This window comes from Paenibacillus sp. 1-8 (assembly GCF_056316205.1).
Window position 1 is genome coordinate 3,845,104 of the sequence record NZ_CM149995.1, and the last position, 17,497, is coordinate 3,862,600.

The following is a 17,497-nucleotide window of genomic DNA, read 5'->3' on the forward strand; positions in this document are numbered from 1 at the left end:
TTTACAGGCTTTTTTCAAGATAAGTAAGGATATATATACCTTACTCTACATGGTACAATAATGTGAACAAAATGAAATTATATCTCAAATCAGAGCGAGGTCACGCCGTTTATGAATTCTTCCGTTCCTTTGCGGGCATACAATTTTTTATATTTTGCCCTGCTAGCGATTTTTGTACCCTTCCTCCCCGTTTATCTGAACGAGCAAGGATTAAACCCTGCCCAAATCGGGATGATCACGGGCACCGGCGGCTTTATCACCATCATCACCCAGCCGGGCCAGTGAAATCGTGGTATTCGCTCTTAGCTTCTGGTGGTTGCGTACAGGGAAAGAGCTCGCCATTATCTCCATTTCTGCGTGTCCTTTATTGGGATGGTGTTTGGCCTGATTTTAATGAGAATTTATGGACGACGGCATGGGTCAGATACACCAAATGGTCATCATCATTCCGCTTCATAGCATGAACCGGAAACGTTGCTTTTATGTGTGAAAGCGACTCCTAGGTAGCTGATCCACGAATATGACAAGAATGCCAAAGTGCAAAAAGAGGCTCCGCACAGGGCGTAGCCTCTTTTTCACATCCTATGAGGGTATAACTCGTCGTGGTCAGGATGATCTTTTACACATAAAAGGCTTCAAGCTGACGCACAATTTCTGCCTCGTCATGCTCTACCACCTGCTGATGCTGCGATTTGGAGAACAATTGTTCAATTTGCGCCGGGAACTCCTGCTTGATGTCCACCAGACGAATGGCTTCATCAAATTTCGCCGGATGCGCTGTCGCAAAGGTCACACATACTTCGTCCGCGCCATTATACGCCTCATACGCGGCAATACCGCAAGCCGTATGCGGGTCCAGCAAATAATCGTACTCGGCTTTGTATTTTTTGATTAGCTCCAGACACTGCTCATTCGAAGCACCGAGCGCTTCAAAGTCCTGCTGGACGCGCTTCAAATCCTCTGCACCGATCACAATCCGTCCCTCGGTTTTGAGGTTATTCATGTATTCAGATACCTTGGCTGCATCTTCTCCAAGGAAGTAATACAGGTATCTTTCGAAATTGCTCGCCACCTGAATGTCCATGGAAGGACTGTATGTGCTTTTGAAGTCACCCGGCTTGTATTCGCCTGTCTTCACGAAGCGCTCCAAAATATTATTTTCATTGGTTGCAATGATCAGCTTATGGATCGGCAGGCCCATTTTCTTCGCAAGAAAGCCGGAAAAAATATTGCCAAAGTTGCCGGATGGCACACTGATGTTGATTTTTTTCGTACCCGCTGACTCCTGCGCCCGGAAATAGGCATAGAAGTAATATACGGTTTGCGCCAAAATGCGCACAAAGTTAATCGAGTTAATCGCCCGCAAATGATGTTTACCTTTGAAATCCAGATCGGCAAACAGGTCCTTAATAACTTTTTGGCAATCGTCAAAGTTCCCCTTTACGGACAGGTTCAGTACATTCTCATCGTCAACCGTCGTCATTTGCAGCTCTTGTACCTTGCTCACTTTTTGGTGTGGATGCAAAATACAGATTTTGATGCCTTCCTTGCCACGCACGCCCTGAATGGCTGCTGCCCCGGTATCGCCTGAGGTTGCACCCAAAATGTGAATGATCTCATTCTGCTTTTTGGACACGTAGGAATAAAACTCACCCATAAATTGCAGTGCCACATCCTTGAACGCAAACGTAGGCCCGTGGAACAGCTCCAAAATAGACAGGGAATCGTCGATCTTCTTCACTGGCGTAACTTCCGGGTGACGGAAGCTCGCATAACTGCGCTCCACCAGCTGCTCCAAATCTTCACGAGGAATTTCATCATTAATATACAGCGCAAAAACTTCCAGCAGCAGCTCTCTGTAGCTCAATGTTGCCCATTGCTCCAAAGTAGCTGCCGACACGGTCGGAATCTGCTCCGGTACCATCAGACCTCCATCGTCAGCTAACCCCATGAGTACGGTATCAATAAATCCCTTGGCTTCTACTCGACCTCTAGTGCTTATATATCTCATATACATCCCCCAATAAAAATTCAATTCGAACCTTTTTTCGAATATATTATTGTCTATAATACCCTGTCGCGGTGCTGTAACCAAGCCTTTTTTTTCATATTTCAAAGACTTTCTCCTACTTTACCATACCCTGATGCATCAGGCATCTGTAATCGCTAGGCAATCGGAACGTTAGGAACAGCCCGTGAGTCTGGAAAGAAGAAGGCTGCTCCAGTGATTAGGAGCCTGAAATCGAGAGTGCAGCCAGCTTGAGCGAAGGGGATGTGCAGCTTCCCGTAAAACGCAAATCGTTGCCAACTTCCTCTACCTGCTGCAGCACATCAAAGAAGTTGCCCGATACGGTAATCTGATTGACTGCTCTGACCACTTGCCCCTGTTCAATCCAGTATCCCAGACAAGCCAGCGAAAAATTACCGGACGCCGTATTCGTACCCGCATGCAGTCCTTGCAGCTCGACGATCATCAACCCGCGATCCGTCTTGCGAATCATGTCCTCCAACGTAGAGGTGCCTGGTTCCACATACAGATTATGATACGACACACCAATTTTACCATTATAACTGCCCTTTGAAGCATTAGAGGTACTCTGCACCCCAGCCTTGCGGGCCGTCTTGCGATTATGGAAATATGTTCGTAGTTCTCCGTCCTTGATGATCTCGTTACGGTGCGTTGCGCTGCCTTCGGCATCAAATGTACTGCCTGCGGGAACGTTCTCCATCAGCGGATCATCAATCAGCGTGATATGTTCGCTTGCCACCTTTTGCCCGAGTTTCCCAGCTAATCGCGAAAAGCCTTTATCCACCGACTCCGCTGAAAATACCGACGTATACGCAGCCAGCAATTGCGCTGCTGCATCATGACGGAAAATGACCGGATAGTTATCCGATTGGATCGTGTGCGCACCCAGCTTGGAAACAGCCTCTTTTACGGCTTTATGCGCCACATCCACAATATCGATCTCCTCCACGCTCCGCAGAGAATAATCATGCCAGCCCCCGGTAACGGTCTCGTCATGGTCTGCTGCAATCACATACACATAAGCGGTCGCCAGACTTTTGCGACGATGGCAGTGCAGTCCTTTTGTATTCACAATCAGAACCTCATTTTCACGAATGCTGACTGAGCAATGCCGAGCCATCACAATCCGTGGATCTGCGGCAAGCGCTGTGCGCTCCATTTCTAGCGCCGCTTCGATAAGAATCTCAGGAGCCGTGTCGGCCAACGCTGAGGCATAGGCAGGCTGCTCAGGATAGCTCTCAGAACCTGCGAACAGCTCATCCTGTTCCTCGCTCTCCAATATGCCCGCGTTACTGCGTGCTTCATCCAATAAAAAGTCGATCACGTCCGGTTCCAGCTTCTCCGTGGAGGCATAGCCCATTTTCCCGTTAATGACACCCCGGAAGGAAAGTCCACCATTTTCGACGATTGTATATTGGTCAATTTCTCCCTTCAGTACCTTTACCGAAGTAGAACGTCCATTTACATAGTAGATTTCCATATCCGCGTAGCCGATTTCCCGACCTTTCGTGAACAACGCTTCCTGAAATTGCTGAATATTCATCGCCTATTCTCCCTTCCGTCCGCCGACGGTCATCTCGGACACTCGAATTGTCGGCTGTCCGCAATTGACCGGAAGACTTCCGCTGACCGAGCCGCACATCCCCTGACCATGATCCAGATTGTTGCCGACCATATCAATATTTTGCAGGGTTTCAATCCCTTTGCCGATCAGCGTCGCGCCTTTGACCGGCTCGGCAATTTTACCATTGCGAATCATGTACGCCTCTTCGACTGCAAAATTGAACTCGCTCGTCGAAGTATTCACCGAACCGCCGCCTAACGATTTGGCATAGATCCCATACTCCGTATTGGCAATGATTTCTTCACGGGTCGAATCCCCGTTCGCAATAAACGTATTGTTCATACGGGATGCAGGCGCGAATTTATAGGATTGTCTTCGTCCTGACCCTGTCGCAGGTACACCCATCTGGCGCGAGCCCATGCGGTCGATCAGATATCCTTTTAAAATGCCGTTCTCGATGAGTACGTTGCGCTGTGTCGGCGCTCCTTCATCATCTATATTGAGCGAGCCCCACGCGTTCTGAATCGTTCCATCATCTATAGCCGTGACAAGCGGCGAAGCCACCTGCTGCCCGATCTTATTGGCAAACACGGAGGTTCCATGGGCCACCGCCGTAGATTCCAGCCCGTGTCCACACGCCTCGTGAAAAAGAACGCCGCCGAAGCCGTTCTCAATCACGACGGGTAGTCTACCGCTAGGCGCATATCCCGCTTTGACCATCGTGGACGCAATACGAGCGGCGTGTCTCGCATTTTCTTCAATATTCAGATTCTCCAGGAATTCAGTCCCTGCATACGCTCCCGGCCCACGGAAACCAGATTGTCTATGGTCCCCATCGGTCGCAATCGCGCTTATTCTCATGCGTGTATACGTGCGGCTATCCTCCACCAACAGCCCGTTGCTATTGGCGATCAGCACGTTTTGGATCGAATTGCTAATCCCAATGGAGGTTTGCGTGATGGAAGGATCGTACTGGCTTGCCGCCTCATGCGCCCGTCTCATCATGTCGATCTTGGCGTGTTTCTGTGAACCGTCAGGAATGATCGCAATCGGATGTTGGTTAGGGATAGCATGGGGATGGAGTGTAATGGTGTGTGTACCTGGCACTCCACCTCCGCGAATGGCCTTGGCTGCCGATTTTGCCAGTCGGATCAAGCTCTGTTCGCTCATATCGCTGGTGTAGGCATACACCGAGAAATGCTCCTTCATGATCCGAATACCAATCCCAAAATCTCGGCCTGATAACGCCGTATCCACGACTCCCCCAGTCATGCCCAGTTGTCCATTGGTACGGTCCTCAACGAACACCTCTGCAAAATCTCCGCCCGTCTCCAGTGCGGCTTGCAACATATCCTGAATCTGTGTTGGTTGTATCATCACGTTCCTCCTTGTTTTTGCCATGTTTTATATTGTACGGTTAAGCGTTCTTGATTATTGCGGGTTCATGTTTATTTCCCATAACTTTACTATACATGATGTTGGGAGTGGGTGTAACTATCTGGGTGGCGGTGTTGGGAGGGGCGTGGAGATTTATGGGCGGGGATGGAGGGATTGAAATGAGAAAAACCCGATTAGACCGTGAAGGGTCATGTCGGGTTTCTTCATTGAAAAAAGATTTAGTGGCTGGATTGAAAACGTATGTGCATGTGAGGCGCTACGTGAACGAATCATTCTTCCGATCGCTGTTGCCCCAGATTTTTTTGATTATATTTTAACGTAAAAACCCGGTGGCGGTTTATGCTAACAAAGCAGCTTTCTCATAGAAAGCTTTCAGCTGAACGCTCCGCTTCTTCAGAACGATCCGGTCCCCTACGCAGCTATGCTTGAATTTGCTTCATTTTGTTCGCCAAAATACTTTTTTTCAAACGAACTTTAAACAGTTCTCTTCGTAAATCCAGTTCCATGATATGAAGATGGTCTGCTGCTTCTTTGACGGTTTCCATGTGCAGTACGCTTGCCTTTTGAGAAATAATAGTTAGCGCATCCAAAATGAGCTTTGTGCATGTTTTAAGTCTCTCTATGTGTTCGTCTTCCTGCTGTACCAAGCTCTCGTATTGCTCAGCCGTATTTTCAGATGGGTTTGTATGTTCCACGCTCTTTAGTATCTTGAGTTGAGTATCCAAGTTATCATCTCCTTTTTATTCAAAGTGTAGCAAAGGATGATGTTAGATGTGGTACGTGGATACGTAACATTGAAATGATCATGGGAAGTGACCTGGAATACTTCACTATGAAAGATATAAGGAAACAATTTTCGGAAATGAGAAAATAGTCGTTGTCAATCACGCTTGGTATCATCACCGTTTGACTTAATCACCGGTATACGAGAAGGTTAAAAACTTTTTCTGCTTGAATTTGTTCAAGCAGATTTATTTAGTTGAGAAAAGAAAAATAAAAAAAGAGCTGTTAAAACAGCTTAACAGATACTTAATAATCACACGCATTATGTTACTTTTCAAAACTAGTATCCATATTTCACTTTTGAAATTCGGTGAGGTTATTTTTTCGCAATTGGTCATGCGTGTAGCCTCCGATATTATACCTTCACTTTAATAGACAGCGATTGGACAAACTTCACTGAAGTATATTGCAGAATCAAGATAACAAAATTTCAAGATATTTACAATATTTTTTCATTCGACAAGATATCCCTTACTTCGATTGTTATAATAGGATATTATTTCAATGTTGTCCAAATAAATAATAAAACGAAGGTGGGAAAGAAAATGAATCACAGAAAAAAATTATTATTAGTTCTTCCATGCTTATTACTCTCTTTTTCCTTGTTTGCCTCTAGTGCTCTCGCTTATGTACACTACAAAAATAACTCCGTATCTGCACAAGTTCAGCAGAAATCAAATTGGTGTTGGGCAGCAGTATCTAGCATGCTTGCTAATTATCTTGGAGCAAATGCAACTCAATCACAGATTGTCACTAAAATTTATGGATCTCCTGTTAATAATACAGGCACTGTTTATGATATGAAAAATGCGCTAGCTAATTGGAAAGTAGAATCTACACCAATACGTTCTAAAGTTTCTTTTGGGGAAATAATTAGTAACATTGACAAAAATATGAACTTAAATGCAGCAATCGCTTGGACTAGTGGTGGTGGGCACGCTCTGCTTATAAAAGGATACTACCAAGATACAAGTAGATCTATACAAAATGTGTACTATATTAATCCAGGTGATGGTTCTGCCACAGTTAGAGACTATAACGAGTTTGTAAGCAACAGTTCTTGGGATTGGCGTAATACTTTGAGTGATGTATATGTGAATTAATTTACAAATAGTATATTACTGAATTGTTAGCTTAGGCTTCGCCTTAGTCTGAGATGCGATCTTATTCAAAAGCATGTTAATAAAGTAGTTCAATTATATTCAGGGAGGCTCTATTCAATGAAAAAAAAGCTAATCTTATCGTTTTTATTGATGTTTAATATACTTTTATTTAGCTTCAATAATTTAATCATTGCTCAATCTGATGAATCAACTCCAGATGCTCAAATCAAAGCGAGCATAGAAAGTGATTTCAAACTGAAATATGTTGATTCTTTAAATGCTGTAAAATCAGATTATAAACTTAAAGCGGAAGAAAATTTTGAAAATGCACAATTAAGTTCAGGTACTGCCTTTTATAAGGTTACTGATGATGTATATAGTAGCGCTATAGATTTTGCAGGATATATTTTTACGTTAAAGACTAATGATCGAGAAGTTGCAACCATTTATGCAAGTTCTAATACTGGATCATGGAAGATATCCAGTATTAGTAATCGAGTTAATTCTGAAAATTCTTTATTAGCAGCGGAAGCCACTCTTTCAAAAAATGAAAAGGTAAAACTTATTGATGATGAAAGGTATGGAATCAATGCTTTACTTATTGAAGGAGGAGAAAGAGAGCGTGTAATAGATCTAAGTGGTAATGGAAAAAACGTTAACAATATTGAATCTAGCTCAAATAAAACAATTTCAAAATCTTTATTTGACCAAAAAATAAAAGAAATGAAGGCGGAAAGATCTGGACCAGCCACCAAAGATGAAGCTGTTATAATGGGAACAGGTCAATTCGATTTTAATGAGCCTTCGAAGGCTTCGAGTATTGTTCCAATAATCTTATTTTTTCTCGGTATTATTTCATTATTCCCCATTTTTATAATCTTAAAAAAGAAAAGGAATTCTTAATGATATTTTGGCTTTGCTTGTTCAGCTATCTTAGATGAGGGTGGTCAGGGCACTTCCATTCTACTAGTCCTCATTTTTTCTGTCCAACTAACTGAATCTATCCATTGATTTGTAAAGGAGAAAATAAGAAGGATTGCAAAAGTCTCTCTAACGAAAAAGAAAATCATTTTTATCATAATTGGAGTCGTTTTAGCAATCTTTATCGTCTTTTTCTTTTTAAACCAGTCAATAACCTACATGTGCCTTTTCAATAGTTATTATACATCCAAAGACAAGAGTCTTCCTATAAGAGGCCACTAAAAAAGTCTCCGCAATAAAATCCGAGCAAAAAACGAGCCTCTAGAATCGCTTCTAAGGCTCGTTTCGCGTTCCGGGAATCATATTTGACCCCCTAAAAATGTTGAATTTCTAAAAACAAGTAGTTTTTCAGTGGCCTCGTGTAGACCAGGTATATTAAAGTAGATAGCAAGCCCACCTATAACAAATAATCCTCTCAAAACATAGGCAACTTGTCTGCCTTCCGCATAATACGTTTTAGCCAATCACTTTCACCTCATTGGAATAATTCAGCTTTCATAAGGACTATATGCCCACGACCAACGGGAATATCCCAGCCCATTATTCTACTAAAATATGCATAAATCTTCTTTATTTCTTACACTATAGCATATTCATGGGGATATATGGAACAAAAAAAGCCCTTGAATAATACCAAGGGCCTAATTTATTTTCTAATTTAAGAGAAGACCGAGACTATTCGTGTTCTGTAAAAAAACAAGGAGTCGTAGATAACATATCAGTAATAAATTATAGACTTGGTTATAAATTTTTTGCTCAACTGGTGGTTGAATATTATAAAAAATCAAATATGAAGTTATTGTTCGTACCAACAAACTCCAATAGAATTGGATTACATGAAGGAGCGTGAGGATTTATGAAGGAAAAATTAGCAAGAAACATAAGCATATACCGCAAAGAAAGAGGACTTACACAAGAAGAACTCGCAAAAATACTTAGACTTTCATTTCAAGCCATATCCAAGTGGGAAAATGCTCAGACAATGCCTGATATTTCGTTATTACCTCAGTTATCAAGAACTTTAGAAGTAAGCATAGACAAGCTTCTTGGGTATGTATCACAGGATAAACCGATTACCATTTACGAGGAAGAATATAAAACACAAGAATATTACTGGGGTACTGAACCTAATAAAGTGTGTTATCAGGTTTTGCAGTTTATGCCCCCCAATAAACACATAAAATTATTAGATATTGGATGTGGTGAGGGAAAAGACGCAGTATTTTTTGCTAGAAATGGATATGATGTCACTGCATTTGATGTTTCGGACGCAGGTATAGAGAAAACCAAGAGACTTGCTGAAAAAATCGGTGTCCATGTTAATGTATTCAAGGCAGATATTTTAGATTATCGTTTGGATACGCATTTTGACGTAATCTTTTCAAGTGGTGTCCTACACTACATAAAACCGGAATTCCGCAAAGAAATATTTGAAAATTATAAGCAGTATACAAATCCAAACGGCTTGCATATCTTTAATGTGTTTGTAAACAAGCCGTTTATTGCTCCACCACCTGAAAAAGAACCTAATGCGTATAAGTGGTACTCTGGTGAACTGCTTACACATTATCACGACTGGTTAATTGAAGATAGTTCGGAAGTTATTTTCGACTGTAACTCGTCAGGCATTCCTCACAAACATGCAATGACTAAAATTATTGCACAAAAGATAACCTTGTTAGGCTAAAGAAACTACCATATTTAAGGCAACAAAAAGAGGGGTTCGCCTTTGCCGCCCCTCTTTACTATTTCCCCATACATCTTCCAAATTAATTGTCCTTCGGCACTAACAATGAACAGCACTCAACCCTTAAGCGTTTTTTTGAATGCAGGAACATATTCAAATTGCTTAATGTATATCAATGCTTCTCATCTCGATATATTACTACCACGCACTCCACATGTGTCGAGACGATGGAAAGGATATACTCCTTCTTATCACCTATTATATGCTTTTTTCTACTCTACATTTCCCCCCCATATCACCTGCTTCCAAAAATACACATAGTAAATCCCCCAACGAATGGGCCATTCTGTAAAATAAATCTCTCTTTCAACCGATAAATACATATGCTGGGCTGATGATTAAATATCTCCTCCTATCTAAAATTATTAAAATACATTCTCACGTACTTCATGAAAAGGGGGCTTTCTATGAACTACCTTGACGAGCACATTCTTAGCCTCAATGCTAAAGTTATGGATCATGCAACGGCTAATAACGATAATGTGAAATCCATTCCAGTTCAATCTCAGGAATCGGAGCAGATGAGCTCCATGTCTGAAGAAACAGAGCTACTTCATATTGAAAATGATCATCTCACGTTGGTACCAAGAACGATTTGGGATGGGCAAATCGGGTTCAATATTCCCAAATCTTTTAGTCTTATGCCAACGGAGCAAGCTACTTTCAAATATCCTTCGGAGCACCGTCCTGAGGTGATTTATGCCTCATTGGAGGGGACGGTCAATATGACCTTTAATCCTACAGAAACGTCGCTCGAAGTGAACGAACTCCCGGAGTTTATGGAGCAAATGGCAGACGTTTTACGGTCTGTACAGCCGATTCGTAACTGGAAAGGCACCGAATTCACCATGAATCGTTCCGGGTTATCCATCGGGAAGATCCGTTTCGTAGCAGCAGGTATAGACGCTAATTTATATAATGAAATGCTGCTGTTCATCCATAAGGGGCATGTCATGGTCGGCACCTTCAATTGTCTGGAATCCAATATGGAGGCGTGGATGCCTGTAGCAGAACATCTGACTCAATCGCTCATTGTTCTTTCGCCTCCCTCCTATCCTGTGTTTGAGAAAGGAATGACTTTGCTATGATTCTCGGCTATGACAATATTCAAATTCACCCTTATGAGCTGGTTGATCTCCAGCAGCTTACCTTAACGAAAAAAATTAACGAGCATGCACGGTTGTATTTTACAGGTGTGATTCCTGAGGACATGCAGGACAGCTATGTGGCAACGACAGAAAAAAACACCGTCATTGAGGTAAGCCAACGGGATGAATCTGGCGCAAACAAGCCACTATTCAGTGGAATTGCCCTCTCAGTCGAGGTAAAAATCGTGCGCGGGGTTTACTATCTGGAGGTCGAAGCTATCTCCCATACTTACCGGATGGACATTAAGCAACGTACCCGTTCTTTTCAATATACGAAAATGACAATTCCTCAAATGCTGGAGCAGATCGGAAAGGATTATGAAGGGCTGGATGTCATCGATGGAGCTACTGGCGGAGAAGCCATCGGGCGGATTGCTATCCAGTATCAGGAAACGGACTGGGCGTTTTTAAGACGCATGGCCTCCAGGTATCATACGAGCTTAATGCCTGTAGCCCGTTTTGACAGTCCCAAATTTTATTTTGGGATTGAGGATAGTCCTGCACAGGCTGTACTGGATCATACTCGTTACACGGTACGCAAGCAATTGCTGCCGTTTCGTTATTTTCAGGAAAATGAGCAGACGAAGCTGAACGAAAATGATTTTATTTTTTACGAGGTGGACACGGATGAGGTACTGGATTTGGGCGCTCAATTAACCTTTCAGGGACACAGCCTCTATGTAATCGAGGCCTATACCGACATGAGTCAGGGACAACTGCGGCATCAATATGTGCTTGCTTCGTACAAGGGATTGCGGCAAAGAAGCTATTACCAGGAAAAGCTGGCAGGCGCTTCGTTAAGTGGTATCGTGCTGGACGTTCGCCAGGATCAGGTACGCATCCATCTGAATTGTGATGAAACACAGGACCTGAATAAGGCGCATTGGTTCAACTACTCCACCGTGTATAGTGCTGGGGGGCATACAGGCTGGTATGTGATGCCGGAAAAAGGCGATTCGGTTTCCCTCTATTTCCCCGGCAGTCGTGAAGAAGATGGCGTGGCGGGTGGTGCAGTGAGACGGGCAGATCGCAAGAGCACGCATAACCATTTTTCCAATCCGCAAATGAAAATATGGCGTACCCCGCATGGCAAGGAAATACGACTGGGGCCGAATGAATTGGTCGTTACAGGCAAGGACGGCGCTATTTATATCAAACTGGACGATAAAGAAGGCATTCATATCACGAGTAATAAGCAAGTGAATATTTCGGCAGGGGGCAATCTCAGTCTGTCTGCGAGTAAAACGATGAGCCTGTCCGCAGGTAGTCAGCTCCGTATGGATTGTAACGGCAGTCATATTCAATTAAGCGGTTCAGCGGACATGAAAGGCAGCGAAGTGAAGTCAAATTAAGGTGGTGGATGAATACAAGTGGAAAAGCAGACAGATGCGATAGATCAGCAGCAAGCGAATCTTCATCAGGCATGGTCTCTTATTCGTAAAGAATGGGCGCTAAAATGTAAAGCAACTCAAGTACAACGACTACAGCATATGGTGGAACATTTTCACACCTTTTGTCAGTTGATTCGGCAAAAACAGCTAGATGGTTTTAAAGATAATATCGGTTACATCACCTACTCTATGCTACGTACCACATGGCTTGAACAAAAGCCTGTTTATCTTGTCGAGGCTACGGATGCCTTATGGATGCTTGATGCTGAACCCATTCAGTTTGAGTATGATGCAAGTTGGATTTTTTCCTATTGGACTCATCTACGAGAACAACTTTTGACTGAAACCTTGAAACAGCAGGTAACCCTTTCCGAACTTGAATTGGAACAGATTATGTTGGAAGCAGCGGGACATCTTCATACTATGGTCGTTAGTTTGATTCGTCAGGCTATGAAACAAGCGGTTGGTTTACCAGAGTTTCAGGCGCTGGATCGTGAAGAAGTCTTTGAGATTCGTGTCGGAGAGTATATGGATCACAGTGTGTCCGTATACCGGGAAGATCGCAGACCAATGGATGCGAACGTAATAAAGTCTTGGATGGAAGAAAAAGAAGAATTGGCCTACAGCTACCAAGCGTTGGCCCAAGTCGATCTGTCTGGTGGAGATTACAGCTCCTTGGATTTTCGCTATACGGCTTTTAGGAAGATCGGGATGGAACATAGTCGATTGCATAGCTGCATTCTCGTAGGAACCGTGTGGCAAGAAGCTCAGCTAGATGAGACCGACTTTTCGTACAGCCTGCTTCACGGAGCTGATTTTAGCGGTTGTTCCCTGAGGGAGGCTGTACTGGACTCCGTTTTAGGGAATAGCGATTATGGTTCAGATGCTTGGTTGGATTGGGAGCCACTAGGATGGGATGGAGTGGATTTTACAAGAGCGAGTTTACCGGGAGCCAGCTTTCAAAATGCGCAGCTTCAAGGGGCTGATTTCCAAGATGCCTCGCTGCAAAGAGCTTCATTCAACGGAGCGGATCTGACAGATGCCTGTTTTGTAGGAGCCGATGTTACTGGCGTTTCATTTACAGATGCCTGTTTAGTAAGAACTGATTTTACAGGGGCAAAGATAAACGGGGTAAGCTTTACGGATGACCAACTAAGCGAATCCATTGGCTTGGTTGCTGTGGAAGTGCCCCCTCTACCCCAGTCTCGGCTTATGGCTACACAGGCAACAAACGCGGTAAGTAAAGGGGACTGGATACAATGAGATATTTTCGACTCATGGTGGATGAGCGCATAAAGCATCGGGTGGAGCCTGCTTCCCTGTCTCCATTGCAGGTGGAAGACATCCTCTCGGATCACAGAACTCAGGCGGAGGACACTCCCCTATTTTTAGCTGTACATACAGATCCACGAACCGTATATCCGGATTTCCTTGAGTTCCCTTTGCCGCTGGTTTCAGACCCGATGAAAACATTGTTGGAAAAATATATGCCGGGACTTGAATGGAAAGCAGCCATACTCACCAATTTTCAGCAAGCCAGGCAGGATGTGTACTGGGTGTTGCGTCCTCCTGTGCTGGACTGTCTTTCCTCACATACCGAGTGGTACCCCGACCATACTTTAAAGCATTTGGTACTCAGACACAGGAAAATCGTATCGCCAATGTTTCGAGTCGCTGGCCTGATGGAATCTCATATTTATATCAATCTGGCTGTGGCGGAAAGTCTGCTACGCCGTCCATTCACAGGTGTTCGAGTGCAAAAAGTGGAAATGGCAACGAAGGAGGAATAATGCGGATGGAAGAAGCTAATGTGCAGCCTGGAACAGGCGCGAAAAAAAGCTACGTGGTGGCAGGTGCGATTTTAAGCTGTAGTTATGGTACACAGCCTACCCGTTTGAAGCGCCCTTTTAGCCACGGCGTGTATGTTAAAAATAAAGCACAGATGAACATTGGGGATTATGTGCCTGGAGTGAACATTAAGTCTTTTGGAAATTGCTCCAGTCCGCTTAATCCGGCTGTACAAGCCAGTGAGATGGTCGATATTTATGGAGTGAAAAAAGCTCCGTGTATTCCTGTCCTTACTATGCCTTGGCTGAACGGGAAAAGCGACATGAGGATCGAAGGTCAGCCCGCTCTAACCCAAAACTGTACCCACCAGTGTCTATATTGCGGGCATATTCAAATCGAAAATGACGGACAGGAACTGGATTAACGTTTAGGGGTTGGAACAGCCATCACATCTAGAAAGGAGTTATGAACTCACTTGAGCGTATTGTCAGATGGAATCGGCTATGAAAGCCTGCGCTTTTATGGTCCTTTTCAGCCACAACATATTGAACAACTTCAAATAACACGTACCATTAATGATCATACCTTTTTACATATCAGTGGGTTGCTCTCCGAAGAACAGGGAGCCGCATGCATCGGACAAAATATGGAGCAAGAGCCGATTGTGATTCGTCAGTTGGATGATCAAGGACAATCGCTAAGAAGACTGTTCCATGGAATTGTTACACGTATGTCCGTACACTGTGTGCGAGGCGTATATACCTTTGAACTGGAGGCTGCATCCCATTCTTATCAAATGGACATCAAGGTGAAAAAACGTTCCTATCAAGATATTCACCGCACTTATGATGATCTGGTCACTACGATGGTGCGTAAGTATCAGTACGGAGATGCCATTGATACGGTCACGGACTATGCCAAAGTGGACACTTTTGTTTTACAATATGAGGAGACGGATTGGGCTTTTTTAAAGCGTCTTGCTTCTCGCTTTGGCTCCGTACTCCTGCCAGAGGTAACCGCAGCCTCACCCAAGGTTTTCTTCGGGATGCCAGAAGGTAAGCAACATAAAGTGGAACGGGATGTATTTTATCGGGTACGGAAAACGTTCCATGAACTGGATGCCGAAAAGCCGGGAGAACGTGCTGGCTCGTATGTCACCTATATGATTGAAAGTCTGCAATACTACGCTCTAGGTGACCTTATCACGTTACCCATTGGACAAGGCAAAGAGTTGGTCGTCGTTCGGGCAGTGACACGGTTAGAGGATGGCTTACTGCGTACCTGTTATGATCTTCAAGCCGAACAGAATATCCGCTATGCCCGTTATGAAAACGATCAGGCCACCGGGATTTCGCTGACAGGGACGGTTCTCAAGGTACAGCAGGATTTTGTACAGCTTCAACTAGAAATTGATCCGAAGCAAGATCCTGCCAAAGCCTGCTGGTTTCCGGTAGCCACCCGTTATGTCGCCGAAGAACATAGCGGCTGGTACGATATGCCTGAAGTAGGAGAACTGGTGGAATTGTATCTGCCAACACACCGCGAACAGGATGCCTATGTAACGGATTCGCTGCGACAACAACGCCACACAAATGGACAGCCGAATGTGAAGGTATGGCAACATGTGCAAGGTAGCGGCGTAGAAATGTCTGAGCATGAGCTGACTCTATCCACCTCCGGTGAATTTTCAATTACACTGCACGAGGATACGGGCATCACCATCAACAGTCCGGGGGATGTACAGATTCAGGGTGGTCATGTGAAGCTGCATGCAGGTGAGGAACTGTCGTTGGAAGCTGGAACGGCGCTGTATCTCAAAGGTGGAGAAAGTAGCATGGTGCTGGATGGTGAGACGGATACCAAAGCCCCGGTAATTTATCAGGAAGGTACGGTAAAAGCTCCCGTTTTTGTAGCTGACCTCCCTCCTGTCCCAGAACCGCCGTTAATGAGCATCAAAGCATATGAGGCTGCACAAGCTCCATCAGCAGCTAAAGCATCATCGAGCAGCACTCCTAAAGCAAAAGTTACGACTCCAGCAGCGCTTCAACAGGCCAATGCTTTGTTGGGTACGGTGTCCAAGCTATTAGGCTCCATTCCAGCAGTGGGGAACGTAGCCAAGGTGATGTTGAATACTTTTGGTGGGCCAGCAGGTAAAGTGACGGCAACGGTGTTACAAGCAACTGGAGCCATCCCTATTCGTAGTAAAGGAACGCCAACGGTTGGAAGCAGTGAGGGTAGCAGTTTACATCCACTGAAACACTTGGCTGGTTTAGCCATGCAGGGATTGATTAGTCAATATGAACACGAGCAAGCTAGACAAGCCTACTATAGCAAGTGGATACTGGGGAAAGTGTACACGAGTGCACGTCATGTGGCGGATTCCGGTGGCCCACTGGAGCTGGTTCAGAACTTGCTGAAAGAGTCAAATGCTATGGCTCATGCGTATCAGCAGATTCCTATAGATCTGAGACAACGCTGGAAGGCCAAGCACGATAGCTCCATGGAGCAGCAGCCGAAACCACAAGTCGTAGAGCCTAAGTCCTTGTGGGATCGTTATCTAGATCATACGGGTAATGGTGAGATGATAAAAGGCCAAATAGCCATGGATCAGGCACATGCATCTACAAAATCAGCAAACAGCCTAGTTGAATTATACAAAGGCATAGAGCAGACTAATAACGTAAGGTATCAAAATCAATTAAACTCCATTGGTGAATTTTTAGATTATTGGTCATTTGGTATACCTAAAGGATTGTATCAAGCCTATATGGAGCGCGCACGTAATCAAGGTAACTCTGGTAGTGACGCTATCAATTTTGGTACATTTGGAATAACAGAGGCTATACGTGGAGCTGTGACACCTGAAGATCCTTTGTCACCAGACCATTGGTCCAATATCATTAGTGTAGTGGGGATCACTGAGGGGGCAAGTTCATTTTTCAAACCCAAACCTACACTAAAATTACCCGTTAAAGAACCTGTTCATTCAGGTCCTAAAATCATAAATGAAAAACCAAAGTCACCCCACCCTTCGAACTCAACTGAGAGTGCAGGAAATGCTGCTCAAGAAACGGTAAATAGATTCCCAACCAGTCGAATTGATTCTGCAATGGATCAACATGTAATTGATAAGGTTGCGAATGCCAGAGGCCGATTGTCTAACAAATACAAAGAAACAGGTAATTTTGCTTATGCAGAAGTGAAGGTGACAGGAGTTGAGAAGCAAGACTTTTATGCACATAGTAAAATTCATAGCTCTGCTAAAAAAATACCTGGAACTGAAGAGTTCTCTTTCAAACCCGACAATCCAAAATTCAAGGCAACCGAGGCTCCAGATGCAGATGGAAATATATACATGAGAGACGGGGATACAGAATATAAAATTTTGAATGATATAGCGGATCAACTAGGTGATAATCATAATGCATCAGGAAGTATAAGACTTTTCACTGAAAAGGATACATATGGAAGCTGTAATGAAATTATCAAACAATTTGACAAAGAGTATCCTAAAGTTAGAATTGAGGTTATTCATAATAATAGTGGGACTATAGCCCCCAAATAA

The 17,497-nt window shown here is 43.9% G+C and carries 14 protein-coding genes; 10 read left to right on the top strand and 4 right to left on the bottom strand.

The window, feature by feature from the left end; genetic code table 11:
• The first annotated feature begins 111 nt into the window (after window positions 1-111).
• Window positions 112-285, top strand: a complete 174-nt coding sequence (locus tag AC0WRU_RS17625) for an MFS transporter (protein WP_476125747.1) — start codon at window positions 112-114, stop codon at window positions 283-285.
• Between the two features lie 334 nt (window positions 286-619).
• On the opposite strand, the gene thrC is transcribed toward AC0WRU_RS17625, so the two are convergent.
• The 4 genes from thrC to AC0WRU_RS17645 form a co-directional block, all read right to left on the bottom strand.
• Complete coding sequence (gene thrC / locus AC0WRU_RS17630; RefSeq protein ID WP_476125748.1) at window positions 620-2,011, bottom strand: threonine synthase; 1,392 nt, start codon at window positions 2,009-2,011, stop codon at window positions 620-622.
• Between the two features lie 217 nt (window positions 2,012-2,228).
• A complete protein-coding gene (locus tag AC0WRU_RS17635; protein ID WP_476125749.1) occupies window positions 2,229-3,572 on the bottom strand; it encodes a TldD/PmbA family protein in 1,344 nt (447 codons plus the stop codon).
• A gap of 3 nt (window positions 3,573-3,575) precedes the next feature.
• Window positions 3,576-4,970, bottom strand: a complete 1,395-nt coding sequence (locus AC0WRU_RS17640; RefSeq protein ID WP_476125750.1) for a TldD/PmbA family protein — start codon at window positions 4,968-4,970, stop codon at window positions 3,576-3,578.
• A 440-nt stretch (window positions 4,971-5,410) separates the two neighbouring features.
• On the bottom strand, window positions 5,411-5,716 hold the full coding sequence (locus AC0WRU_RS17645; protein ID WP_476125751.1) for a hypothetical protein: 306 nt from the start codon (window positions 5,714-5,716) through the stop codon (window positions 5,411-5,413).
• 603 nt (window positions 5,717-6,319) lie between these two features.
• On the opposite strand from AC0WRU_RS17645, the gene AC0WRU_RS17650 reads away from it, so the two are divergent.
• The 9 genes from AC0WRU_RS17650 (at window position 6,320) to AC0WRU_RS17690 (ending at window position 17,497) form a co-directional block, all read left to right on the top strand.
• A complete protein-coding gene (locus AC0WRU_RS17650) occupies window positions 6,320-6,877 on the top strand; it encodes a papain-like cysteine protease family protein (protein WP_476125752.1) in 558 nt (185 codons plus the stop codon).
• Between the two features lie 117 nt (window positions 6,878-6,994).
• A complete protein-coding gene (locus AC0WRU_RS17655) occupies window positions 6,995-7,780 on the top strand; it encodes a hypothetical protein (protein ID WP_476125753.1) in 786 nt (261 codons plus the stop codon).
• Window positions 7,781-8,714: 934 nt separating this feature from the next.
• Window positions 8,715-9,545, top strand: a complete 831-nt coding sequence (locus AC0WRU_RS17660) for a methyltransferase domain-containing protein (protein WP_476125754.1) — start codon at window positions 8,715-8,717, stop codon at window positions 9,543-9,545.
• Window positions 9,546-10,012: 467 nt separating this feature from the next.
• Window positions 10,013-10,693: a hypothetical protein gene (locus tag AC0WRU_RS17665; protein WP_476125755.1), complete on the top strand. Its 681-nt coding sequence runs from the start codon at window positions 10,013-10,015 to the stop codon at window positions 10,691-10,693.
• Window positions 10,690-12,105, top strand: a complete 1,416-nt coding sequence (locus tag AC0WRU_RS17670) for a phage baseplate assembly protein V (protein ID WP_476125756.1) — start codon at window positions 10,690-10,692, stop codon at window positions 12,103-12,105. The genes AC0WRU_RS17665 and AC0WRU_RS17670 overlap by 4 nt, the downstream gene beginning before the upstream one ends.
• A gap of 18 nt (window positions 12,106-12,123) precedes the next feature.
• Complete coding sequence (locus tag AC0WRU_RS17675; RefSeq protein ID WP_476125757.1) at window positions 12,124-13,407, top strand: pentapeptide repeat-containing protein; 1,284 nt, start codon at window positions 12,124-12,126, stop codon at window positions 13,405-13,407.
• Entirely contained in the window at window positions 13,404-13,934 is a 531-nt protein-coding gene (locus tag AC0WRU_RS17680; protein WP_476125758.1) for a hypothetical protein, read from the top strand. Before AC0WRU_RS17675 ends, AC0WRU_RS17680 begins: the two co-directional genes overlap by 4 nt.
• Window positions 13,935-13,939: 5 nt before the next feature.
• The gene (locus AC0WRU_RS17685) at window positions 13,940-14,356 is read left to right on the top strand and encodes a DUF4280 domain-containing protein (RefSeq protein WP_025684793.1); all 417 of its coding nucleotides are present in this window, start codon (window positions 13,940-13,942) and stop codon (window positions 14,354-14,356) included.
• A gap of 51 nt (window positions 14,357-14,407) precedes the next feature.
• Window positions 14,408-17,497 (top strand): deaminase domain-containing protein, encoded by a 3,090-nt coding sequence (locus tag AC0WRU_RS17690; protein ID WP_476125759.1) that lies wholly within the window; start codon window positions 14,408-14,410, stop codon window positions 17,495-17,497.